General features: G+C 75.0%; 20 protein-coding genes. 14 read left to right on the top strand and 6 right to left on the bottom strand.

Annotated elements, in window-relative coordinates:
- Positions 1-29: 29 nt before the first annotated feature.
- The 5 genes from GD970_RS09135 (at position 30) to ctaD (ending at position 5,684) form a co-directional block, all read left to right on the top strand.
- Positions 30-833, top strand: a complete 804-nt coding sequence (locus tag GD970_RS09135) for a UbiA family prenyltransferase (RefSeq protein ID WP_152202571.1) — start codon at positions 30-32, stop codon at positions 831-833.
- Between the two features lie 50 nt (positions 834-883).
- On the top strand, positions 884-1,963 hold the full coding sequence (locus tag GD970_RS09130; RefSeq protein WP_152202570.1) for a type III polyketide synthase: 1,080 nt from the start codon (positions 884-886) through the stop codon (positions 1,961-1,963).
- Positions 1,960-2,547 carry an isoprenylcysteine carboxyl methyltransferase family protein gene (locus GD970_RS09125; protein ID WP_152202569.1) on the top strand — a complete coding sequence of 196 codons (588 nt, stop codon included), beginning with the start codon at positions 1,960-1,962 and terminating at the stop codon, positions 2,545-2,547. The genes GD970_RS09130 and GD970_RS09125 overlap by 4 nt, the downstream gene beginning before the upstream one ends.
- Positions 2,547-3,566 (top strand): NAD(P)/FAD-dependent oxidoreductase, encoded by a 1,020-nt coding sequence (locus GD970_RS09120; protein WP_152202599.1) that lies wholly within the window; start codon positions 2,547-2,549, stop codon positions 3,564-3,566. Before GD970_RS09125 ends, GD970_RS09120 begins: the two co-directional genes overlap by 1 nt.
- A 324-nt stretch (positions 3,567-3,890) precedes the next feature.
- Positions 3,891-5,684, top strand: a complete 1,794-nt coding sequence (ctaD, locus tag GD970_RS09115) for an aa3-type cytochrome oxidase subunit I (RefSeq protein WP_152202568.1) — start codon at positions 3,891-3,893, stop codon at positions 5,682-5,684.
- Positions 5,685-5,843: 159 nt separating this feature from the next.
- On the opposite strand, the gene GD970_RS09110 is transcribed toward ctaD, so the two are convergent.
- Entirely contained in the window at positions 5,844-6,479 is a 636-nt protein-coding gene (locus GD970_RS09110; RefSeq protein ID WP_152359819.1) for a DUF2231 domain-containing protein, read from the bottom strand.
- A gap of 177 nt (positions 6,480-6,656) precedes the next feature.
- Between GD970_RS09110 and GD970_RS09105 the strand changes: the two genes are divergently transcribed.
- Positions 6,657-7,433 carry a hypothetical protein gene (locus tag GD970_RS09105; protein WP_193314910.1) on the top strand — a complete coding sequence of 259 codons (777 nt, stop codon included), beginning with the start codon at positions 6,657-6,659 and terminating at the stop codon, positions 7,431-7,433.
- Here the strand turns inward: GD970_RS09105 and GD970_RS09100 are convergent.
- Positions 7,331-9,331, bottom strand: coding sequence for a thioredoxin domain-containing protein (locus tag GD970_RS09100; RefSeq protein ID WP_152202567.1), 2,001 nt, complete (start codon positions 9,329-9,331; stop codon positions 7,331-7,333). The genes GD970_RS09105 and GD970_RS09100 overlap by 103 nt on opposite strands.
- A 172-nt stretch (positions 9,332-9,503) precedes the next feature.
- Between GD970_RS09100 and GD970_RS09095 the strand changes: the two genes are divergently transcribed.
- Complete coding sequence (locus GD970_RS09095) at positions 9,504-11,129, top strand: hypothetical protein (protein ID WP_152202566.1); 1,626 nt, start codon at positions 9,504-9,506, stop codon at positions 11,127-11,129.
- 41 nt (positions 11,130-11,170) lie between these two features.
- Here the strand turns inward: GD970_RS09095 and GD970_RS09090 are convergent, their stop codons facing one another.
- The 4 genes from GD970_RS09090 to GD970_RS09075 all read right to left on the bottom strand — a co-directional run bounded on the left by GD970_RS09090 (position 11,171) and on the right by GD970_RS09075 (position 14,772).
- A complete protein-coding gene (locus GD970_RS09090; RefSeq protein WP_152202565.1) occupies positions 11,171-11,587 on the bottom strand; it encodes a type II toxin-antitoxin system VapC family toxin in 417 nt (138 codons plus the stop codon).
- Between the two features lies 1 nt (position 11,588).
- Complete coding sequence (locus tag GD970_RS09085; protein ID WP_152202564.1) at positions 11,589-11,852, bottom strand: type II toxin-antitoxin system Phd/YefM family antitoxin; 264 nt, start codon at positions 11,850-11,852, stop codon at positions 11,589-11,591.
- A gap of 76 nt (positions 11,853-11,928) precedes the next feature.
- On the bottom strand, positions 11,929-12,471 hold the full coding sequence (locus GD970_RS22165; protein ID WP_211489950.1) for a cytochrome P450: 543 nt from the start codon (positions 12,469-12,471) through the stop codon (positions 11,929-11,931).
- A gap of 813 nt (positions 12,472-13,284) precedes the next feature.
- A complete protein-coding gene (locus tag GD970_RS09075; protein ID WP_152202563.1) occupies positions 13,285-14,772 on the bottom strand; it encodes an FAD-dependent oxidoreductase in 1,488 nt (495 codons plus the stop codon).
- A 258-nt stretch (positions 14,773-15,030) separates the two neighbouring features.
- Here GD970_RS09075 and GD970_RS09070 point away from each other — a divergent pair, with 258 nt between their 5' ends.
- From GD970_RS09070 to GD970_RS09035, 7 genes are all read left to right on the top strand, one after another.
- Positions 15,031-16,422: an ABC transporter substrate-binding protein gene (locus GD970_RS09070; RefSeq protein ID WP_226925245.1), complete on the top strand. Its 1,392-nt coding sequence runs from the start codon at positions 15,031-15,033 to the stop codon at positions 16,420-16,422.
- Between the two features lie 59 nt (positions 16,423-16,481).
- Complete coding sequence (locus GD970_RS09065; protein WP_152202597.1) at positions 16,482-17,390, top strand: carbohydrate ABC transporter permease; 909 nt, start codon at positions 16,482-16,484, stop codon at positions 17,388-17,390.
- 257 nt (positions 17,391-17,647) lie between these two features.
- Entirely contained in the window at positions 17,648-18,472 is an 825-nt protein-coding gene (locus GD970_RS09055; protein WP_152202596.1) for a carbohydrate ABC transporter permease, read from the top strand.
- Positions 18,473-18,639: 167 nt separating this feature from the next.
- A complete protein-coding gene (locus GD970_RS09050; protein ID WP_152202562.1) occupies positions 18,640-18,873 on the top strand; it encodes a hypothetical protein in 234 nt (77 codons plus the stop codon).
- Between the two features lie 302 nt (positions 18,874-19,175).
- Positions 19,176-20,150 carry a hypothetical protein gene (locus GD970_RS21595; protein WP_155524113.1) on the top strand — a complete coding sequence of 325 codons (975 nt, stop codon included), beginning with the start codon at positions 19,176-19,178 and terminating at the stop codon, positions 20,148-20,150.
- A complete protein-coding gene (locus tag GD970_RS09040; RefSeq protein WP_152202561.1) occupies positions 20,147-20,602 on the top strand; it encodes a phage holin family protein in 456 nt (151 codons plus the stop codon). Before GD970_RS21595 ends, GD970_RS09040 begins: the two co-directional genes overlap by 4 nt.
- The gene (locus GD970_RS09035) at positions 20,599-21,414 is read left to right on the top strand and encodes a DUF3618 domain-containing protein (RefSeq protein WP_152202560.1); all 816 of its coding nucleotides are present in this window, start codon (positions 20,599-20,601) and stop codon (positions 21,412-21,414) included. Before GD970_RS09040 ends, GD970_RS09035 begins: the two co-directional genes overlap by 4 nt.
- The last annotated feature ends 31 nt before the right edge of the window (positions 21,415-21,445 follow it).

The raw sequence follows: 21,445 nt of genomic DNA, 5'->3' as shown, positions 1-21,445 counted from the left end.
CGCGGCGTGACGGTGCCAGGGTGGCCCGCATGGCGACGACGCTGGCGCTGCTGCGGGCGTGCCACCTCGCGCCCACGGTCGCGGTGACCTCGGTGGTGGCCGTGCTCGTCGTCGTCGCCGGCCTGCCGCCGGTGACCGGGGTGGTCCTCACCGCCGCGGTGCTCGCCGGGCAGCTGTCCATCGGCTGGTCCAACGACCTGCTCGACGCCGACCGGGACGCCCGCGTCGGCCGCACCGACAAGCCGATCGCCACCGGCGTGCTGCCCCGCGCGGTCGTGCGCCGCGCGCTCGCGGTCGTCCTGGCGGTGTGCGCGGTGGCCTCGCTGGCCGCCGGGCTGCTCTCCGGGCTGGTCCACCTCGTGCTCGGCGTCGGCTCGGGCTGGGCGTACAACCTCGGCCTCAAGCGCACCGCGTGGTCGTTCCTGCCCTACGCCGTCGCCTTCGGCGCGCTGCCGGTGTGGGTGTGGCTGGCCGGCGACCCGGTCCGGCTGCCGCCGGCCTGGATGGTCGCGGCCGGGAGCCTGCTCGGGCTGGGCGCGCACCTGCTCAACGTGCTGCCAGACCTCGCCGACGATGCCGCCACCGGCGTGCGCGGGCTCCCGCACCGCCTCGGCGCCCGGGCCAGCGGGCTGCTCGCCCTCGGGTGTCTCGTGGCGGCCACCGCCGTCATCGTCCTCGGCCCCGCGGGCCCGACCCCCGGGTGGGCGTGGGCGGTGCTCGCCGGGGTGGTGGCGGGCGCCGCCGGGGCGCTGCGCGCCGGGGGCAAGGCACCCTTCCGGGCCGCGATGGCCCTGGCCCTCGTCGACGTCGTCATGCTCGCCGCCCGCGGATGACGGCCACCGTTCGCGGCGCGCCCGGCGTCCGGCGCCCATACGCTGCCGGGATGACGCACCTCGTGGCGGTGGAGGCGGTGCTGCCCGAGCACCGCTACGCCCAGGGCGACGTCACCGACGCCGTCGCCGGGATGATCGGCGCCGAGGGCCGCACCCACGCGCTGCTGCGCCGGGTGCACGCCAGCGCCGGCGTCGACCACCGCCACCTCGCCCTGCCGTTGGAGCGCTACGCCGCCCTCGCCGGCTTCACCGCCGCCAACGACGCCTTCATCGAGGCGGCCGTGGACCTGGGCTCGCGCGCCCTCACCGGCGCCCTCGACCGGGCCGGGCTGACCCCGGCCGACGTCGACCTCATCGTCTCGACCACGATCACCGGCCTGGCCGTGCCCTCGCTGGAGGCCCGCATCGCCGCCCGGGTGGGGCTGCGCGGGGACGTCGTGCGCGTGCCGATGCTCGGGCTGGGCTGCATGGCCGGGGCGGCCGGCACCGCCCGCCTGCACGACTACCTCCTCGGCCACCCGCGCGCCGTCGCCGCGCTCGTCGCCGTCGAGCTGTGCTCGCTGACCATCCAGCGCCAGGACACCTCGACCGCCAACCTCGTGGCCTCGGGCCTGTTCGGCGACGGCGCCGGCGCGCTGCTCGCCGTCGGGCCGGAGCACCCGCTTGCCACCGGCCCGGACGGCTCCGGCGCCGGCGTCCCCACCGTGCGGGCCAGCCGCAGCCACCTCTACCCGGGCACCGAGGCCGTCATGGGCTGGGACGTGGGCGCCAACGGCTTCAAGATCGTCCTCGGCGCGGAGGTGCCCGCGCTCGTGCGCGACCGCATCGGCGCCGACGTCGCCGCCTTCCTGGGCGAGCACGGGCTCGGCGTCGAGGACGTCGGGTGGTGGGTGTGCCACCCGGGCGGGCCGAAGGTCATCGACTCCCTGGCCGAGACCCTCGGCGTGGACGCCGACGCGCTCGCCCTGACCACCGAGTCCCTGCGCCGGGTGGGCAACCTGTCCTCGGCGTCGGTGCTGCACATCCTGCGCGACACCCTCGACCGCCGCCCGCCGGAGCCCGGCTCGCCGGGCGTGATGATGGCGATGGGCCCGGGTTTCAGCGCCGAGCTCGTCCTGCTGCGGGCATGACCTCGGCCGCGTGGTTCACCGCGCTCGTGCTCCTCGTCGGGCTCGAGCGGGTGGCCGAGCTGGTCGTCGCCACCCGCAACGCCCGCTGGAGCTTCGCCCGCGGCGGGGTGGAGACCGGGCGCGGGCACTATCCCGTCATGGTGGTCCTGCACACCGCGCTGCTCGTGGGTGCGCTGGTCGAGGTGTGGTGGCGCCAGCCGGCGTTCGTCCCGGCGCTGGGCTGGCCCATGCTGGCGCTGACCCTCGCCGCCCAGGGGCTGCGCTGGTGGTGCATCGCCACCCTCGGGCCCCGCTGGAACACCCGGATCATCGTCGTGCCCGGCCTGCCGCTCGTGGCCCGGGGCCCGTACCGGTGGTTCCGCCACCCCAACTACGTCGCGGTGGTCGTCGAGGGCTTCGCGCTGCCGCTGGTGCACTCGGCCTGGATCACCGCCTCCGTCTTCACCGTCGCCAACGCCGTGCTGCTCACCGTCCGCATCCGTGCCGAGAACCGGGCGCTGGGCGCCGCGGCCCCCGCGGCGGGCGGGGCGCCCGCCCGCGCCGTGGGGGAGGCACCCGGCGGCCCGGCCCGGGGGCCGGCGTGATGCTCGACGTCGTCGTCGCCGGGGGCGGTCCCGCCGGGTTGGCCACCGCCCTGCACGCCGCCGCCGCCGGACTGTCCGTCGTCGTGCGCGAGCCGCGGCCCGGCGCCATCGACAAGGCCTGCGGCGAGGGCCTCATGCCCGGCGCCGTCGAGCGCCTCGCCCGGCTGGGGCTCGACCCGCCCGGGCAGCCGCTGCGCGGCATCCGCTACGTCGCCGGTGCGGCCGCGGCCGAGGCCCGATTCCCCGGCCCGCCCGGGCGCGGGGTGCGGCGCACCGCCCTCCACGAGGCCCTGCGCGCGGCGGTGGCCGCGGCCGGGGTGGCGGTGGAGGAACGGCGGGTGGGGGAGGTGTGCCAGGACGACGACGGCGTCGCGGTCGACGGCACCCGGGCGCGCTACCTCGTCGCCGCCGATGGGCTGCACTCCCCGCTGCGCCGCGGCCTCGGGCTGGACGCGCCGGCGTCCGGCCGGCGCCGCTACGGCCTGCGCCGCCACGTGGCCGTCGCCCCGTGGACCGACCACGTCGAGGTGCACTGGGCCGAGCACGCCGAGGCCTACGTGACCCCGGTGGGGCCCGCCGAGGTCGGCATCGCGCTCCTCACCAGCCGGCGCGAGCCCTACGCCGCCCAGCTCGCCGCGTTCCCGGCGCTGCGCGAGCGGCTGGGGGCGCCGACCTCGACGGTGCGCGGGGCCGGGCCTCTGCACCAGCGGGCGCGCGCCCGGGTCGCGGGCCGGGTGCTGCTCGTCGGGGACGCCGCCGGGTACGTCGACGCCCTCACCGGCGAGGGGGTCTCTCTCGCCCTGGCCCAGGCGGAGGCGGCCGTCGCCGCGCTGGTCGCGGGCCGCCCGGCGGCGTACGAGGCGGACTGGCGCCGGATCGTGCGCCGCTACCGCCTGCTGACCCAGGCGCTGGTCACGGCCACCGCCGTGGCGCCGGTGCGCCGCGTGATCGTGCCGGCCGCCCGGGTCCTGCCCGGCGTGTTTGCCGGCGCCGTCGCCCAGCTGGCCCGGCCGGCCTGAGCGCCGGCGCAGGGCGGGTGCCCGTCCGGGCGGGAGCCGGACGGCGCAGGCACCGGCGATGCGCCTCGTTCCGGAGCGCGAACGGCGGTTTCCAGCGGGATCCGGGTCCCCATTCCGCCCGCCGACTGGCGGCGCTACGCTCCCGTCATCGGACCGCGGTTCCCCACGTTGCGGGGCACCCCGCGGCTCGTAGAGTGGGAAGACCTGAGCATTCGCCCAACCGGTGGCGGGGGCTCGGCACCACGGTGCCGGGGGCGCGCCACACCGCGAGGTGATCAGCATGGCTGCTGTCCTGACTCCCGCCGAGCGCCAGGTGGTGCGCTGATGGCCACCATCACCGGTCCGCGGATCGAGGCCGTGCCCGGTCTGCCGCCGCAGCGGCAGCACCTGGGCAGGACGATCGTCAAGTGGATCACCTCCACCGACCACAAGGTCGTCGGCTACCTGTACCTCATCACCTCGTTCATCTTCTTCATGATCGGCGGGGTGCTCGCCCTGCTCATCCGCATGGAGCTGTTCGAGCCCGGGCTGCAGCTCGTGCAGTCGCACGAGCAGTACAACCAGCTCTTCACGATGCACGGCACGATCATGATGTTCCTGTTCGCGACGTCGCTGTTCAGCGGCTTCGCGAACGTCCTCATGCCGATCCAGATCGGCGCGCCGGACGTGGCTTTCCCCCGGCTGAACATGTTCGCCTACTGGCTGTACCTGTTCGGCGGCCTGCTCGTCGTCGGAGGGTTCCTCACCCCGAAGGGTGCGGCGAGCTTCGGCTGGACCGCCTACACCCCGCTGTCGACCGAGATGTTCTCGCCCGGCCTGGGCGGTGACCTGTGGGTCTTCGGCCTGGCGATGACCGGGTTCGGGACGATCTTCGGCGCGGTCAACTTCATCACCACGATCGTCACGCTGCGCGCGCCCGGCATGACGATGTTCCGGATGCCGATCTTCACCTGGAACACGCTGGTCACGTCGCTGCTGGTGCTCATGGCGTTCCCGGTGCTGGCGGCGGCCCTGTTCGGTCTCGGCCTCGAGCGGGTGATCGGCGCGCAGATCTACAACCCCGACTTCGGCGGGGCGCTGCTGTGGCAGCACCTGTTCTGGTTCTTCGGCCACCCCGAGGTCTACGTCATCGCCCTGCCGTTCTTCGGGATCATCACCGAGGTCCTGCCGGTCTTCTCCCGCAAGCCGGTCTTCGGCTACAAGGGCCTGGTCTTCGCCACCATCGCCATCGCGGCCCTGTCGATGACCGTGTGGGCGCACCACATGTTCACCACCGGCGCCGTGATGCTGAACTTCTTCTCCCTGCTGACCATGGCGATCGCCGTGCCCACCGGGGTGAAGTTCTTCAACTGGGTCGGCACCATGTGGCGCGGCAAGATCAGCTTCGAGTCGGCGATGCTCTTCGCGCTGGGCTTCCTGGCCACGTTCCTCTTCGGCGGCCTGACCGGCATCATCCTGTCCAGCCCGACGATGGATTTCCAGGTCCAGGACACCTACTTCGTCGTCGCCCACTTCCACTACGTCGTCTTCGGCACCGTGGTGTTCGCGATGTACTCCGGCTTCTACTTCTGGTGGCCGAAGTTCACCGGCCGGATGCTCAACGAGAAGCTCGGGAAGTGGAACTTCTGGCTGCTGTTCATCGGCTTCTGGATGACGTTCCTGATCCAGCACTGGCTGGGCGTGCAGGGCATGCCGCGGCGGTACGCCGACTACATGCCGGAGGACGGGTTCACCCTCTACAACCAGATCTCCACCGTCGGGGCGTTCATCATCGCCCTGTCCACCCTGCCGTTCCTGTGGAACGTCTACATCACCCAGCGCGGCCCGCGCACGGTGTTCGTCGCCGACCCGTGGGGGTTCGGCAACTCCCTCGAGTGGGCCACCGACTCGCCGTTCCCGCGGCACAACTTCCACTTCCTGCCGCGCATCCGCTCCGAGCGCCCGGCCTTCGACCTGCACCACCCGGAGGTCGCCGCCCTCGACACCACCCCGCCGAACCAGAGCGTCCTCCAGTCCGCCTACGGCGGGCCGGAGGCCAAGGGGCGGGCGGCGGTGGTGCGCGAGCGGGTCGAGCGCAAGCAGCACCACGAGGGGCCGCCGGGCACCGGCGGGGCGTGATAGTGGGGCGGGCGGCCCGGCCGGCAGGCCGGGCCGCCGGTCCACCTCGGCGAGGTGAGCCGTCAGACCCGTCCGGGGTCGAACGCCTCGTGGTAGACGCGCTTGGCCCCTTCCATCAGCCCCGGCAGGTCGCTGAGGCCGGCCGCCGCCCGCAGCTCCTCAGCTGACACCGGTCTCGATGCCCGCTCCCGACGCGGTCACCGGTGCCGCACCGTCGGACGGCACGGTCACCGAGGTGTCGCCGTCGCCGGCGGTCGCCGGGTCGAAGGTGCCGACCTTGCGGGCCAGCGTCAGGTGCCCGCCGAGGTAGCCGCCCCACACCGACACCAGCCCGCCCGCCAGGCTGAGGGCCACCCCCTGGTCGTGGCGGCCGGCCCGGCGCGCCACCCAGGAGGCGGCGAAGCAGGTCAGCGCCACGGAGTTGGCGGTGGCGTGGGTGATGCCCACCCGCTGGCTCCGGGTGTCCGCGACCGCCCACTCGGCCAGGCCGGTGACCGCCGTCGGGACCGCCGCGAGGACGCCGAGACCGAGCAGCCGCGACGACGCCGGCCGGGCGGCGGGGCCACCGGTGAGGTCGAGGGCCATGGAGCTCATCCACATCCCGAGCGGCAGGTCGGTGAGCAGCGGGTGCAGGGCGTGGCCGAGCCAATGGCCGTGCAGGAGGTCCCGGACGGAGGGGTTCGCCACCAGGCCGTCGGCCACCGGCTTCAGGGCGCGGACCGCCGCGTCGAGCTTGCGGTTGTCCTCGATGCCGCGGGTGATCCCGGCGAGGGGCGACGTGCGATCGGTTCCCATGTCTCCTCCCCGATGCGCCAACCCAGCCAGGATGCGAGCCGCTGGTGCCGGACGCATCCGGAGTCCAGGCCCCCGGGGACGGGGGCGTGCGCGGGGGCCCGGGCGGCGCGGGCGACGGCGCCGGGCGGGTCGCGCCTCCGGGTTGCCCCGCCGGCCCCGGTGCCGCACCGTGGCCCCATGCCCGCACCTGCGACGGCCGCCGCTCGCTCGTCCGCGCGCCCGGCACCGCGCAGGCGGGGGCGTGCGTCCCTCGTGGTCGCCGCCGCCGCCGCCGCCGTCGTCAGCATGGGCCTGGGCGCCGGGCTCGCCGCCGTCGCCGCGCTGCGGCACGGGAAGCCGCTGCACCCCCGCGGGGCGGTGGTGCCGGCCCGGATGGAGCTCGCCGGGGCCGGCACCGCTCTCGGCGTGCTCGGCGAGCGCGCCGTCCTGGACGTCACCGCCCGGTTCTCCCGCGCCGTCGGGCTCCCGGCGCCCCTGCCGGACGTCCAGGGGCTGGCGCTGCGCTGGCGCGGGCGCGGCGGCCCGAACGACCTCCTGCTCGCCTCCACCGGGACGGGCCGGTGGACCCGGTACCTCCTGACCGCCCGGCCCCGGCCGCTCGGCGGCGCGTTCGGCTCGCTGATGCCGTTCGCCTCCCCGGCCGGTCCCGTGCTGGTCGGCGCGGTCCCCACCGGCGTGCCCGGCCGCCTGGTCCTGCGCTGGGCCTCGCCGCGCGGGCCGTGGCAGCCCCTCGGCGTGCTGACCTGGCGGCCCGGCCGGCACCCCGACGCCGACCTGCGGTTCGACCCCGTGCGGCACTGCCCCGACGGGCTGGCGACCTACCCCTGGGCCGACCGCCTGCGCCGGTACGCCTACGCCTGGTCGCGCCGGGCGAGCGGCGCCGCGCCCAGGGCCGCCTCCAGCTCCGCCGGCGTCGTCACCGGCCGGTCGCAGACGAACCCGCGGCACACGTAGGCCGCGGCGCTGCCGTCGACGAGGGGGCGGTCCGCCAGCAGCGGGACGCCGGGGGCGTCCGGCGCCCCGGCGACGACCACCAGGCCGGGGGAGGTGCTGGCCCGCGCCACGCCGGCCAGCTCCCGCGCGTCGTCCCCGCCGACGACGGCGACCTGCAGCGGGCCGGCCAGCGCCGCCTCCGCCACCGCGAGGGTCCAGCCGGCGAACCGGGGCTCCTGCTGGGCCAGCGTGCCGGCGGCCGCCAGTGCGGCCTCGGCCGCCTCCCGGTGGCGGGGCGAGCCGGTCAGCGCGGCGTAGCTCACCAGCGCCCCGGCGAGGGCGGAGGTGCCCGCCGGCTCGGCGTTGTCCGCGAGGTTCTTCGGCCGGGCCACCAGCCGCTCGGCGTCGTCGGCGACGTCGAAGAACCCGCCCGCCGGGTCGGCGAACCGGGTCAGGGCCGTCTCGAGGATCTGCCCCGCCGCCTCCAGCCAGCGCGGCTCGCCGGTGGCCTGGTGCAGCGCCAGCAGCCCCTCGGCCAGGTCGCCGTGGTCGTCCGCGACGGCGGCCGCCCGCCCGACGGCGCCGCCGCGGGAGGCGCGCCGCAGCCGCCCGTCCACCAGGTGCGTGGTCAGCACGACCTCGGCGCACCGGCGCGCCGCGGCCAGGTAGCGCGGCTCGGCCAGCAGCGTGGCGGCGTCGGCCAGGGCGGCGATCGCCAGCCCGTTCCAGGAGGTCACGACCTTGTCGTCGCGCGCCGGCTGGGGCCGGTCCGCGCGGGCGGCCAGCAGCCGGGCGCGCGCGTCGGCCCACCAGGCGCCGTCGTCGGGGTCCTCGGGCAGCCGGAGGGTGGAGGTGCCGCGCTCGAAGGAGCCGTGGTCGCTGACGGCGAGGAGCCGGGCGGCCCGGATGCCGTCCTCCCGGCCGAGCACGTCGACGAGCTGGGCGGTGGTCCACACGTACGTCAGGCCCTCGTGCCCGCCGGCGTCGGCGTCGAGGGAGGAGGCGAAGCCGCCCTCGGGCGTGGCCAGGTCGCGCAGGAGGAACTCCGCCGTCTCGCGCGCCACCCGCGCCGCCAGCGCGCTGCCCGTGGCCCGCCACAGGTGCACGTACACCCGCAGCAGCTGGGCGTTGTCGTAGAGCATCTTCTCGAAGTGCGGCACCACCCAGCCGGCGTCGACGGAGTAGCGGGCGAAGCCGCCGGCCAGCTGGTCGTAGATGCCCCCGCGCGCCATCGCCTCGCAGGTGCGGGCGGCCATCGCCAGGGACGACGGCGCACCGGTCCGGGCGTGGTGGCGCAGGAGGAACTCGAGCACCATCGACGGCGGGAACTTCGGCGCCCCGCCGAAGCCGCCGTGGCGGGCGTCGAACCCGGCACCGAGGCGGGCCGCCGCGGCGTCCAGGGCGGCGGCGTCGAGGGCGGCCGGGCTGCCGGTGTCGAGGCCGGCGTCGAGGAAGGCCGCGATGCGCCCGCCGGAGGCGAGGACCTCCTCCCGGCGGGTCGTCCACGCGTCGGTGACGCTGGCGAGCAGCTGGAGGAACTGGGCGCGGGGGAAGTAGGTGCCGCAGTAGAAGGGCTCGCCGTCGGGGGTGAGGAAGCAGGTCATCGGCCAGCCGCCCTGCCCGGTCAGCGCGGTGGTGGCCTGCATGTACACCGCGTCGACGTCGGGGCGCTCCTCCCGGTCGACCTTGACGGCGACGAAGTCGCGGTTGACCGCCGCCGCCACCGCCTCGTCCTCGAAGGACTCGTGGGCCATGACGTGGCACCAGTGGCAGGCGGCGTAGCCGACGGAGAGGAGGATCGGCACGCCGCGCTCGCGGGCCTCGGCGAAGGCCGCCTCGCCCCACTCCTGCCAGTGCACCGGGTTGTCCTGGTGCTGCAGCAGGTACGGGCTGGTCGCGGCGGCGAGACGGTTGGGCACGGGGGTCCTCTCGGTTCCTGGCGGAGCCGACCCTGGCGCGCCACGCGGCTCCGGTGGCTCACGGTCCAGTGTGCCCGCGACCCTGCGGCGGTGCTCGCCGCCCAGCCTGATGACCCGCGGGCCCTGGGGACGACGCCTGCCGGGCCGCCCGGCAGCGTGCCACCATGGCGCGATGAGCCCGAAGAGCAGAGGACGGAAGCGCAAGCCCGACCGCTCGGGTCCCACGCGCCGGGCGCCGCGGCGCCGCGACGACGAGGGCAAGCTGGTCACGCTGCTGGGCGGTCAGGTCCTGGAGGCCGGCGCGGATCCGCTGGAGGCGGAGCTGGCGCTGGCCGCAAACCTCGGCGAGCTCCTCGCGGCACCATGGGGCGAGGAGGACGCCGACGCGCCATGGGGCGGGCTCGTCGAGACCTGTGCCCGGCTCGCCACACCGGAGGCCCTCGCGGTCGCCCTGGTTCTCGCGGAGCTGCTCCCACAACCCGAGCTGCGCGATCGCGCGGCGCGCGTCGCCGCCGAGCTGGAAGCGACCCTGCCGCCCCCGCCGTGGTCGGAGACCCTCGGGACCGCCCGCCTCGTCCGGTGCCTGCAGGCGGCCGACGTCTTCGGCGACCAGGCGAGCCTCCTGCTCGAGTTCGACCGGGTCGCGCCCGTGGGCCGCCACGGGTTGATGGTGCAGCTGGACTTCAACGGGCCAGGTGTGTGGACGGAGTCGGCGTTCCTCGTGGAGGACGTGACCGAGGCACGCGCACGCCTGCACGAGCATGCTGCGGCATCGAACGGGATCACGGAGGTCGAGGAGGTCTCCCCGGGCCGAGCGCACGACCTCGCCGCGGCTGGCCTGGCCCGCGCGCTGGCGATGCAGCGGGAGGACGTTGCGTGGCGGGGACCGGACGAGGACTTCTGGTCGACCTGGCCGATCGTGGCCGCCCGCCTGCGGACCTTCGGTGGCGACGGCGACGCCGATGCGCCGGCCGTGCCCGCGGCCGAGATCGGCGCGCTGGTGGAGGAGTTCCTCGGCGCGCCCGAGGCTCGGCGGCTCGCCGCCGACCGGGAGGCGGTGCGCGACTGGGCGGAGGAGTTCGCCCGCGCGGGTAATCAGTGCGGCGGCCGGCCGTTGCGGGTGGGGCCTGGGCTGACGGAGCTCCTCGTCCGCCGTCACGCCGCCGAGCTGGATCCTGAGCAGCTCGACGCGTTCGGTCTCGCGCTGATGGGGTGGAACGACTGGGCGGCCCGGCGGCTGGGGCTGCCCACGTACGCCGTCGACGTCCTGCTCGAGGCGACCGACCGGCTCCTGAGCGTGGCCCCTGGCCTGGCCTCCGAGGACGGCCCCTGGCCCGAGGAGGACTGGGGCGACGAGCTCGGTGACGAGCCGGAGGACCTCTGGGACGCCACCCACATCCCTGGCACGGTGCCGCCCGACACCGAGGCCGAGCGTCGCCGCTTCGCCATGCCCTGCCGCGAGGCGACCATCGACGGCGAGCGCTTCACCGATCTGGATCCGGCCGACCAGGACGACCTCATGCTCCTGATCGTGGGCGAGCAGCCGCGGGCGTACCAGCGGGTGTTGAACGACCCGGTGTCCGACGAGCTGGTGGACGGCGTGAACCCGCGGCTGCGCGTCGCCCTGCTGCAGGTGGTCATCACGCGGCTGTGGAACGACGAGCCGCCCGAGACGTGGCACGAGGCGCGCCGGATGATGGCCGACGGCATGCGACGTCGGGAGATCCTCGAGGCGCTCGCCGCGCCGGTTGCCGAGGAGATCTGGCGGGCGATGCAGCGTCGGGAAGCCGAGGACTGACGCCGCGACAGCGGCGGATCGCCGCTCCGCGGCGAGCGTGCTTACGCCGGCGGACCCCGATGGGCGTGGCCGGGCGAGAGCACGGGGATGGCGAGCGCGCCCGCCGCCCCGGCCAGCCGGTCGTCGTACGTCACCAGTGCCTCGAGGTCGTCGCCGAGCCGCAGCGCGGCGGCGAGGTGAAGCACGTCCAGGCTGTGCAGCCCGGGCGGGCCCAGGCGTCCCGCCTCCTCGAAGGTCGACGTCGGGAGGGTGAGCAGGACGAGGGTGTCGAGGACCGCGCGGGCCCGGCCCATGAGGTCAGGCGCTGCCCGGCGGACGACGCGCACGAGCTCCGTCCGGGCGAGATCGCTGGAGACGAGCCCGGACTCCTGGTCGGAGGACCAGGCGAAGAGCGCCGCCGACTCCTCCTCGGCGACCACGAGCTTCACCAGCGCGGACGTGTCGAGGTAGTGCGCCACGTCAGTACCGCTCCGCGTCGCGCTGCGACCGGAGCTCGTGCGACAGCGGTGGGCCCGGCACGGGAGCCGACAGCTCGCGCAGCGAACGCCGCCGTGGACGGGCCTGACCGTCGTCGAGGATCGCCTCGAGCGGGGACTTCCCGAGGGGGGTGAGCCGGGCCACGGGGCGGCCGCGATCCGTGACGATGATGGTCTCGCCCGCCGCCGCCTGGGCGACGACGGCCGACGCGTTCTGCTTGAGCGCCCGGATGCCCACCTCACCCACGGCAACCACCTCCGATGTGCTACATCGTAGCTCTTCGGGGTCCGCGCACGACGGGGGGTCATGGCGCCCCGGCTCGTCAGCCCAGCCGGAACCGCAGCGTGGTGTGCGCCAGCGTGCGCGGCAGATCGCCGCTCCGGAGCCGGTCCGGCGGGTCGAGGGCCACCCCGCCGGCCGCCAGGGTCGCGAGCACCGTGCCGGCGACGTCGAGCACGAGCGTCTGCCCGGGGCACGCGGCCGGCCCGGCGCTGAACGGCACCAGCGCCTCCGTGGCCGCCGCCCGGCCGTCCAGCCAGATCTCCGGGGTGAACCGGTCCGCCCACGGCAGGCGGGTGCTGTCGCGGTGGAAGAACGAGGACATCACGGCGAACGCCGTCCCCGGGGCCGCGCGGCGGCCCGCCCACGTGGTCTCCTCCACGCTGTCGCGCAGGATCGTCAGGGTCGTGGGCCACAGCCGCAGCGACTCCAGGAGCGTGGCCCGGGTCAGCGGGCCGGGGCCGGCGGTGAGGTCCCCCGCCTCCCGTCGCACCGCCGCCAGCGTCTCGGGGTGCGCGGCGAGCAGGGCGAGCGCCCGGAACGTCGCGATGCCGGCGGCGTCGAACGCGAAGAGCCAGTGCGGCACCTGCCCGACGGCGGCGGTGCCGGGGGGGCGACGGCAGCGTGCGGACGAGCCCGGCCAGGCTGCCGGGCCCGGCGGTGGCGACGTACCCGCGCAGCCGCTCCGCCAGCTCGCGCAGCCGCCGCCGGCTCGGCGGCACGAGCACCCAGTTCGCCCGCGCACGCAGCGCCGCCACCAGGTCGGTGACCGCCGTGTCGTCGCGGGCGTCGTCCCCCAGCGTCACCCGGCGCACCACCCGCCAGAACACCGGGGCGAACCGGTCCCACCCCAGCTCCGTGTGGCCGCGGCGCAGCGGCGCCGTCTCCTCGGCGACGACGGCGGCGAAGCGGGCGTGCAGGTGGTGCACCGCCGCCCCGTGGTCGAGCACCGCCTCGTTGAAGGGCCGGCGCACCGCCCGGTGCTCCTCGTCGGAGATGAGCACGCCGGCGGGCTGGAAGTGGCGCAGGGCCGCCCGCTTCTCCCGGTTCGCCGGGGTGAAGGGCCGCGGCGACCCGGCGAGCAGCCGCTCGACGTCGGCCGCCTCGAGGACCAGCGCCAGCTCCCGGCCCGGCAGCCGCAGGAGGACCGGCCCGCCGCCGTGGCGCTCCCGCAGCCCGGCGAGGACCGCGCCGGCCCGCCGGTCGGCGTCGACCCGCTCGGCCAGCGCCACCACGGCGGGCCGGCGGAGGATCACGCCCCGGGCGATCATCGGGGCGAGGACGACGCCGAGCACCCGGGCGGTGTCGCGCAGGCCCGCGCGCGGCAGCCCGCGCACCGCGGCGCCCGCCCCCGCCGCGCCGGACGGCGCCACGCCGTCGCCCCGCAAGGTCCGCGCCGTCACCGCTCCGCCAGCGCCCGCAGGGCGCACGTGGCCGGGCCCTCGAGCACGGTGCCGTCGGCGGCGAAGCGCGAGCCGTGCAGCGGGCAGTCCCACGACATCTCGGCGTCGTTCCAGCTCACGACGCCGCCCAGGTGCGTGCAGGTGGCGGAGACCCGGCGGATGACGCCGTCGACGGTGCTCACCGCGACCAGCCGCCGCCCCCGCAGCTCGACCCGGCCCTGGCCCTCGGGCGGGACCACCGCGGTGCTGCGCACCCGCGGGCTGGCGTGGTCGGCGACGAGGCGCGCGGCGACCCCGGCGTTGAGCCGCACCGTGCGGTCCAGCCCGGTCACCGCGTTGGGCCGCCACGTGCGCACCGCCCGCGCCCAGGGCATGTGCCCCTCGAGGATGGCGCTCGACAGCGCCAGCGCGGCGGCGACCCCCATCGCCAGCCCCCACTTGTCGAACCCGGTGGCCACGAACAGGCGGTCCGACCCGGGCAGCAGCGGGCCGACCGAGGGCAGCTCGTCCGCCCCCCGGTAGTCCTGCGCGGACCACCGGTGGGTGACCGTCGCGCCCGGGAAGTGCGTCGTCGCCCACCGGGTCAGCTCCTCGACGTGCTCGCGCGGGGAGACCGCGCGCCCCCCGGGGTGGCTGCCGCCGGCGACGACGAGCCGCTCGCCGCCGGTGACCTCGGCGGTGCGCAGGGAGTGCGACGGCGCGTCGGCGGCGATGGCCATGACCTGGGGGAGGGGACCGGGCACCGTCAGGGCCAGGGCGTGGGTGCGCGACGGTGCGAGCCGGGCGAAGAACCCGCCCCGGTCGAGCATCGGGGTGCCGGTGGCCAGCACCACCCGGTCGGCGCGGACCTCGCCGTCGGCCAGGCGCAGGCGGGCCGGCCGGTCGCCGCGCACGCCGAGCACCCGGGAGTGCTCGAAGATCTCGCCGCCGTGGCGCTCGAGGTCCCGCGCGAGGGCGACGAGCAGGTCTCCGGCGTTGAGCTGGGCCTGGTTCGCCAGCCGCACCGCCCCGCGGGTGGGGAACGGCAGGCCGGGGTCCTCCAGCCACTCCACGGGCAGGCCCGCCTCGCGGGCGGCGTCCTGCACCGCCCCGACGACGTCGCGGCCCTCCTCGGTCTGGGCGAAGGTGAGGTCCGGGCGGCGCTGGACCGGCACGTCGTGCTCGGCGCAGTAGCGCAGCAGCCACTGCTGGCCCTCGGTGTTGGCCTCGACGTAGGCCCCGAGCGTGCGCCGCGAGTGCCGCCGCGCGATCCGGGCGAGCTTGGTGCCCTGGAGGACGGTGACCTTGCCGGTGGTGTTGCCCGTGGTCACCGCGCCGAGGGTGCGCGCCTCCAGGACGGCGACCGAGCACCCGGCCCGGGCGAGGAGCAGCGCCGTCGTCAGGCCGGTGAGCCCGCCGCCGACGACCACGGCGCCGAACCCCCGCCCGGCGGGCACCCGCGGATAGGTGGGCAGGTCGGGCCGGTCCAGCCACAGCGAGGTCATCGTGCGCTCCGTTCCGCCGTCGGTCGCGGGCCCGCGACCCCCACGGTAGGGCCGGCGCCGAGGGGTCGCATCCGTGCCGAGCGCCGGTGAGTGGTTCCCGTCACACCTGATGGCGATCGCGCCAGGAGCGGCGCGATATCGCGTCAAATGCGATGCGTGTTGCGTTCGCAGGAAGTGGAGAAGCGGTTTACGGTCAAAAAATCCGCAGTGAAGCGGTCTGGAATTGCGCCTGCGGGCGCGCATGACGGGGGTGTTGCAGTGGTGAGGCGTGCGGTGCGCGTGTCGGCGATGGCGGCGGTGACGGGCCTGGTGCTCGCGGCCTGTGCCCAGGGCACGGGGGGCGGCGGTGACGCGGCCACGGACGAGACGACCTACGACTCGACGGCGACGCTGAGCGGCAGCCTCGACGTGATGGGGTTCGGCACCGACGACGAGGTGGCCACCGCCCGCGTCGAGCACGCCGAGAAGGCCCTCGGCGACGTCAAGGTCTCCCTCACCAAGGGTGACCTCGACATCCAGCAGTTCCTCTCCGCCGTCGCCGCCGGCGACCCGCCCGAGCTCATCTACGCCAGCCGCGACCAGATCGGCACCTTCGCCTCGCGCGGGGCGATCATCCCGCTGACGACGTGCATCGACGGCGAGGGCATCCGCACGGAGGACTTCCGGGACTTCGCCCTCGACCAGGTCACCTTCGACGGCGAGGTCTACGGCATCCCGGAGTTCAGCACCATCGCGCTGACCATGGCCAACGCCGACCTGCTCGCCGCGGCGGGGAAGGGCATCGCCGACGTCGACGGCTCGAGCTGGGAGGCCATCTCCGCCGCCAACGAGGCGATGCACCAGGGCGACGGCGGCTCGCTGTCCGTCATCGGCTACGACTCCAAGATGCCCGAGTTCTTCCCGCTGTGGGCCCACGCCAACGGCGCGGACCTGCTCTCCGCGGACGGGCGCACCGCCCAGCTCGACGACCCCAAGGTGGTCGAGGCGCTCGAGTGGGCGGTGAGCATCTACGACGACCAGGGCGGCTTCCCCGCCGTCAAGGCGCTGAAGGACTCCGCCGACTTCTTCGGCTCCGGCAACCAGTTCGCCACCGGCACCCTCGGCGCCATGCCGATGGAGCAGTGGTACATCAACGTCCTCAACGACGTCTCGCCGGACGCCCCGATGGTCTTCGACACCCTCAAGGACCGCCAGGGCCAGCCGTTCGCCTTCGCGGGCGGGTCGGCCTGGGCCATCCCTGCGGGCACCGACAACCCCGCCGCGGCGTGCCGGTGGGCCCGGGCGATGACCGAGGTCGACGCCTGGATGGCCGCGGCCGAGGCCCGCAAGTCCGCCCGCGACGCCGAGGGCAAGCCGTTCACCGGCCTGCTGACCGGCAACGCCGCCGCCGACGAGGCGGTGCGCGACCTCGTCGAGCCCAGCGGCGACGAGACCTGGGACAGCGCGGTGGCGGCGATGTACGAGGCGAACGAGAACGCCGTCGCCCTGCCCGCCAACCCCGCCGACAACGAGTTCAAGGCCGCGTGGGAGGACGCCGTCAACCGGGTCCTCAACGGCCAGGCCGAGCCGCAGGCCTCGCTCGAGCAGGCGCAGGAGGAGGCCCAGGCCGCCCTCGACAAGGCCTGGGCGGACTGGGACCAGAAGGCCTAGGGGTGGCCGTCGCGTCCGTCGCCCGCACCCGCCGCCGGGATCGTCTCGCCCGGCGGCGGGTGCGGCCCCCGCGCACCGCGAGCCAGCGGCGGGACACCCGGGCGGCGCTGCTGTTCATCAGCCCGTGGATCGTGGGCTTCCTCGTCTTCACCGCCTGGCCGCTGCTGTACAGCGCCTACCTCTCCTTCACCGACTACGACGTCATCAACGACCCGAGCTTCGTCGGCTGGGACAACTACCGCCGGCTGTTCGAGGACCCGAAGATCGCCAGGTCGCTGGGCAACACGCTCTTCTACACGGTGGTGCAGGTGCCGCTGTACGTCGCGGTCTCGCTGGGCGTGGCGGTGCTGCTCAACAAGGCGGGGCGGGCGTCGGGGTTCTTCCGCACCGCCTTCTACCTGCCCAACATGACCCCGCCGGTCGCCGTCGGCGTGATGCTCCTGCTGGTCTTCAACGGGCAGAACGGGCTCATCAACGAGGTGCTGGGGTGGTTCGGGATCACCGGGCCCAGCTGGACCACCGACCCGGCGTGGGTCAAGCCCTCGATCGTCCTCATGAGCCTGTGGTCCGTGGGCGGCTCGGTGATCATCCTGCTCGCCGCGCTGCGCAACGTGCCCCAGGACCTCTACGACGCCGCGCGCGTCGACGGCGCCGGGAGGTGGCACCGCTTCCGGCACATCACCGTGCCGATGATCTCCGGCGCCCTGTTCTTCGTCACCATCGTCAACACCATCGCCGCGTTCCAGACCTTCACCGAGACGTACACGGCGTTCTGGGGCAGCAGCGGGTACAAGAACGACGCGGCGCTGTTCTACGTCATCTACCTGTTCCAGCAGGCCTTCCAGTTCCTCAACATGGGCTACGCCTCGGCCATGGCCTGGGTGCTGTTCGTGATCATCCTCGCCATCACGCTCGTCCAGCTGAAGGTCTCCAAACGGTTCGTGTACCTGGAGGGGGAGCAGCGATGAGCGCGACCTCGATCCGCCCGGGCGCCGAGGCGGCGAGCCGGGCCGCGGAGGCCACGGCCCCGGGCTCGGCGCCGACGTCGGCAGCCGCCTCGGCGGTCTCGGCAACCGCGGCCGCGGCCACGTCGGCCACGTCGACCGCGTCGACGGTGACGACGGCGGACCCCGCCGGCGCCGTCACCCCCGACGCCGGCGGCGCGGGCGGCCCCCGTCACCCGGGCCGGTCCGCGGGCCCCGCGGAGGCGCGACCCCGGCGCCGGATGACGGCGGGCCGCGTCCTGGTCGTCGCCGCGCTGGTCGCCCTCACCGTGGTGTTCATCTACCCGTTCGTGTGGCTGGTGAGCGCGTCCTTCAAGCCCCAGGGCGAGGTCTTCGACAACAAGCTCATCCCCGAGACGTTCACCTTCGACAACTACCTCAGCGTCTGGCACGAGGCCCCGATGCTGCTGTGGCTGGGCAACACGGTGCTCGTCACCGTGCTCGCCGCGGTGACGGTGACCTTCTCCAGCGCGCTGGTGGCCTGGGGGTTCGCCTACTTCCGGTTCCCCGGGCGGGGGGTGCTGTTCGGAATCGTGCTGGCCACGATGATGCTGCCCGGCGCCGTGACGATGGTGCCGACCTTCCTGATCTGGAACGCGCTGGGCCAGGTCGACACCCTCACGCCGTTGTGGGCGGGCAACATCTTCGGCAGCGCCTTCTACATCTTCCTGCTGCGCCAGTTCTTCCTGAACCTGCCCCGGGACGTGTTCGAGGCCGCCAAGCTCGACGGCGCGAGCAACTGGACCATCTTCCGGCGCATCGCGCTGCCGCTGACCCGGCCGGCGCTCATCGTCACGCTCATCTTCGAGTTCCAGGCGGCGTGGACGGACCTCATGCGCCCGCTCATCTACCTGCGCGACTCGGACAAGTTCACGATCCCGCGTGGGCTCAAGGCCGTGCTCGACCAGTTCGGCTTCGGCGGGAACTGGCACTGGGAGATCGTCGTGACGGCCTCGGTGATCACCACCGTCCCCATGATCATCCTGTTCTTCCTCGGCCAGCGGCACTTCACCGAGGGCATCGCCACCACGGGGGTCAAGGGCTGACGCGCTGGTGACCCGGCGGGGTCTGCGAGGTCCGAGGCGGCGCGGACGGCACCAAGATGCGGTGCCGTCGGCACTGCACGACCCTGTTGGGCACCCGCCCGGGCGGGTGCGGCCGGACGCGGAGGTCCGGTCACCGCCCGGTCCTGGAGCTCGAGGAGGAGGCCGGCATGGCGCGATGCGAGACGTGCGGCAACGACTACGACAAGCTCATCACCGTAACCCAGGGCGATCGCACCGGGTACTTCGACAGCTTCGAGTGCGCCGCCCAGGCGATGGCGCCCGTCTGCGCGTGGTGCCGGGTCCGGATCCTCGGCCACGGGGTGGAGGCCGAGGGGGACATCTACTGCTGCGCGAACTGTGCCCGGCGCAGCGGTGAGCGCGGGATCGCCGACCGCGCCTGACGTGTTGGCGAGGTGGGTGCCGCCGTCGCGCGGTGGCTCTGGCGCGCCGTCTGGCGCCGGCTCCCGCGCGTCCTGACGTGCGTCCGCTCTGGTGCACCGCCCCGACGCTCCGCCCCGGCGTTTGCCCGCGACCGCGCCGCTGACCTGCGCGAGCGCACGCCGTTCCCGGCGCGCCTTTCGCACAGCAGGGGTTGAAAGTCAAGCCCAGTCAAGAGGCGGGATCGTCGACGGGCACAGACGATGGGGACTCTTCGTCACGGACGAACCCCCAAGCCTCTGGACGACCAGCGGAAGGACAGACGATGAGCGAAGGCACGAACCGCTATCCCGAGGCACCCGAGCCGCTCGGCACGGCGGCCGGGGCCCCGGTGCCGGGCATGCCCCCGACCTACCCGCCCGCCACCACCCCGCCGCCCCCGCCGCCGGCCGGCGCGGGCGCCACGGACGAGTCCTCGACCACCGACACGGCCAAGCAGGAGGCCTCCGCCGTCGCGCAGACGGCCGGTGAGGGGGCCCGCGAGGTGACCGACACCGCCCGCGAGCAGGCCGGGGAGACGGCGCAGGTCGCCAAGGAGAAGGTGCAGGAGACGGCCGGCCTGGCCACGGAGAAGGCCAAGGAGACCGTGGCCGAGGCACGCTCCCAGGCGCGCGACCTCTTCGAGCAGGGCCGGGCCCAGCTCACCGACCAGGCCAGCTCCCAGCAGCGGCGCCTGGCCGGCGGCCTGCGCTCGTTCTCCGGCGAACTGACGTCGATGGCGGACGGCGCGCAGGAGCAGGGCATGGCCAGCGACCTGGCCCGGCAGGCCTCGTCCTACCTCGACCGGCTCGGTCGCTGGTTCGACGAGCGCGAGCCGGGCGACGTCGTCGACGAGGTGAGCCGCTACGCCCGGCGCCACCCCGGCACCTTCCTCGCCGTCGCCGCCGGCCTCGGGCTCCTCGCAGGCCGGGTGGCCCGCAGCCTGAAGGACGAGAGCGCGTCGAGCTCGGCGGGGTCCGCCCCGTCGACGACGACGTACCGCACCTCGGCGGCGTCGCCCACGACCGCTTCCGCCACCCCGGCCGCCGGCTACGCCGTGCCGACCGGGTACCCGGCCGGCACGACCATGGGCGGGGCCGGCTACCCGGCCGACTACGGCACCGGCGTCCGCAGCCAGGCCGGTGACGAGCCCTCCATCGAGTACGCGCCGGGCTACGGCACCCCGACCACGGGCTCCAACCCGTCCGGGGCCGGCCCGGCGACGGCGGACGAGGAGTACGGCATGGGTGGCACGCGATGAGCACGCAGTTCGAACCGCCCCGCGAGCCCCCGGTGGCGCCCCGCCGCGACCCCGCCCAGGCCTCGGTCGGTGAGCTGTTCGGCGAGGTCAGCAAGGACCTGTCGACACTGATCCGGCAGGAGATCGCGCTGGCCAAGGCGGAGACGACCCAGTCCGCCAAGGAGGCCGGGAAGGGCGCCGGGATGCTGGGCGGGGCCGCGTGGGCCACGCACTTCGTCCTGCTGTTCCTCTCCGTCGCGCTGTGGTGGGGGCTGGGCGCCGCCATCGGCTCCGGCAACACCTGGCCGGCCCTGGGATGGTCGGCGATCATCGTCGCCGTCATCTGGGCGATCATCGCCGCCGTCCTGGCCGCCATGGGGCGTCAGCGGCTGCGTCGGACCGAGGGGCTGCCCCAGACCGCCGAGACCGTGAAGAAGATCCCGGACGCCCTCAAAGGACAGGAGCGATCATGACGACGAACGACCCGGACCAGATTCGTGCCGACATCGAGCGGACCCGCGCCGACCTGAGCGACGACGTCGACGCGCTCACCGAGAAGGTCAGCCCCAGCCGGATCGCCGAGCGTCAGACCGAGCGCGTCAAGGACGCGTTCACCGGCGCCAGGGAGAAGGTCTTCGGGGTGGCCGAGGACGCCAGGGAGAGCGTCGTCGGCGCCGCGGAGGGCACCAAGCACCGTGTCGCGGACACCGCCGGCAGCGCGTCGGGGTCGGTGCACGACGCCGCCGGCTCCGTGGCCGACACGGCCCGGCAGGCCCCGCAGAAGGTGCGCAGCCAGACCCAGGGCAACCCCTGGGCGGCCGGCCTCATCGCCTTCGGTGCCGGGCTGCTCGCCGCCGGGCTGATCCCCTCCAGCCGCAAGGAGCGCGAGGTGGTCGGGCAGGTCAAGGAGAGCGACGCCGTCGGCCACGTGAAGGAGGAGGCCAAGGGCGTCGGCCAGGAGATGGCCGGGCAGCTCCGCGAGCCGGCCAAGCGGGCGGCCGAGGACGTCAGGACGACCGCCACCGAGGGGGCCCAGGAGGTCAAGGAGACCGCGGCCTCCGGCGCCCAGGAGGTCAAGGGGCAGGCCCAGCAGGCCGGCGAGGAGGTCACGAGCCAGGCCCGGGAGGCCGGCCAGGACGTCAAGAGCCAGGCCCAGGAGTCCAAGGACGCCGTCCAGGGCTTCACTGGCTCGGGGTCCGGCTCGACGGGCTCCGGCTCGACCGGCTCCTCCGGCGGGCCGTCCACCGGCGGCAGCGGGTACGGCGCCCCCGGCACCGGGATCTGACCACCTCGATCACCGCACGAGAAGAGACCCC

Source organism: Georgenia thermotolerans, assembly GCF_009193185.1.
Classification (GTDB): domain Bacteria; phylum Actinomycetota; class Actinomycetes; order Actinomycetales; family Actinomycetaceae; genus Georgenia; species Georgenia thermotolerans.
Note: the sequence above shows the minus strand (reverse complement) of the source record. Positions and strands in the feature narration are given on the sequence as shown.

Excerpts from the sequence above, each read along its gene's own strand:
- GD970_RS09135 (WP_152202571.1), top strand. The coding sequence starts at position 30 with ATGGCGACGACGCTGGCGCTGCTGCGGGCGTGCCACCTCGCGCCCACG.
- GD970_RS09125 (WP_152202569.1), top strand. The coding sequence starts at position 1,960 with ATGACCTCGGCCGCGTGGTTCACCGCGCTCGTGCTCCTCGTCGGGCTC.
- ctaD (WP_152202568.1), top strand. The coding sequence starts at position 3,891 with ATGGCCACCATCACCGGTCCGCGGATCGAGGCCGTGCCCGGTCTGCCG.
- GD970_RS09040 (WP_152202561.1), top strand. The coding sequence starts at position 20,147 with ATGAGCACGCAGTTCGAACCGCCCCGCGAGCCCCCGGTGGCGCCCCGC.
- GD970_RS09120 (WP_152202599.1), top strand. The coding sequence starts at position 2,547 with ATGCTCGACGTCGTCGTCGCCGGGGGCGGTCCCGCCGGGTTGGCCACC.
- GD970_RS09050 (WP_152202562.1), top strand. The coding sequence starts at position 18,640 with ATGGCGCGATGCGAGACGTGCGGCAACGACTACGACAAGCTCATCACC.
- GD970_RS09130 (WP_152202570.1), top strand. The coding sequence starts at position 884 with ATGACGCACCTCGTGGCGGTGGAGGCGGTGCTGCCCGAGCACCGCTAC.
- GD970_RS09110 (WP_152359819.1), bottom strand. The coding sequence starts at position 6,479 with ATGGGAACCGATCGCACGTCGCCCCTCGCCGGGATCACCCGCGGCATC.
- GD970_RS21595 (WP_155524113.1), top strand. The coding sequence starts at position 19,176 with ATGAGCGAAGGCACGAACCGCTATCCCGAGGCACCCGAGCCGCTCGGC.
- GD970_RS09105 (WP_193314910.1), top strand. The coding sequence starts at position 6,657 with ATGCCCGCACCTGCGACGGCCGCCGCTCGCTCGTCCGCGCGCCCGGCA.
- GD970_RS09075 (WP_152202563.1), bottom strand. The coding sequence starts at position 14,772 with ATGACCTCGCTGTGGCTGGACCGGCCCGACCTGCCCACCTATCCGCGG.
- GD970_RS09035 (WP_152202560.1), top strand. The coding sequence starts at position 20,599 with ATGACGACGAACGACCCGGACCAGATTCGTGCCGACATCGAGCGGACC.
- GD970_RS09095 (WP_152202566.1), top strand. The coding sequence starts at position 9,504 with ATGAGCCCGAAGAGCAGAGGACGGAAGCGCAAGCCCGACCGCTCGGGT.
- GD970_RS09055 (WP_152202596.1), top strand. The coding sequence starts at position 17,648 with ATGACGGCGGGCCGCGTCCTGGTCGTCGCCGCGCTGGTCGCCCTCACC.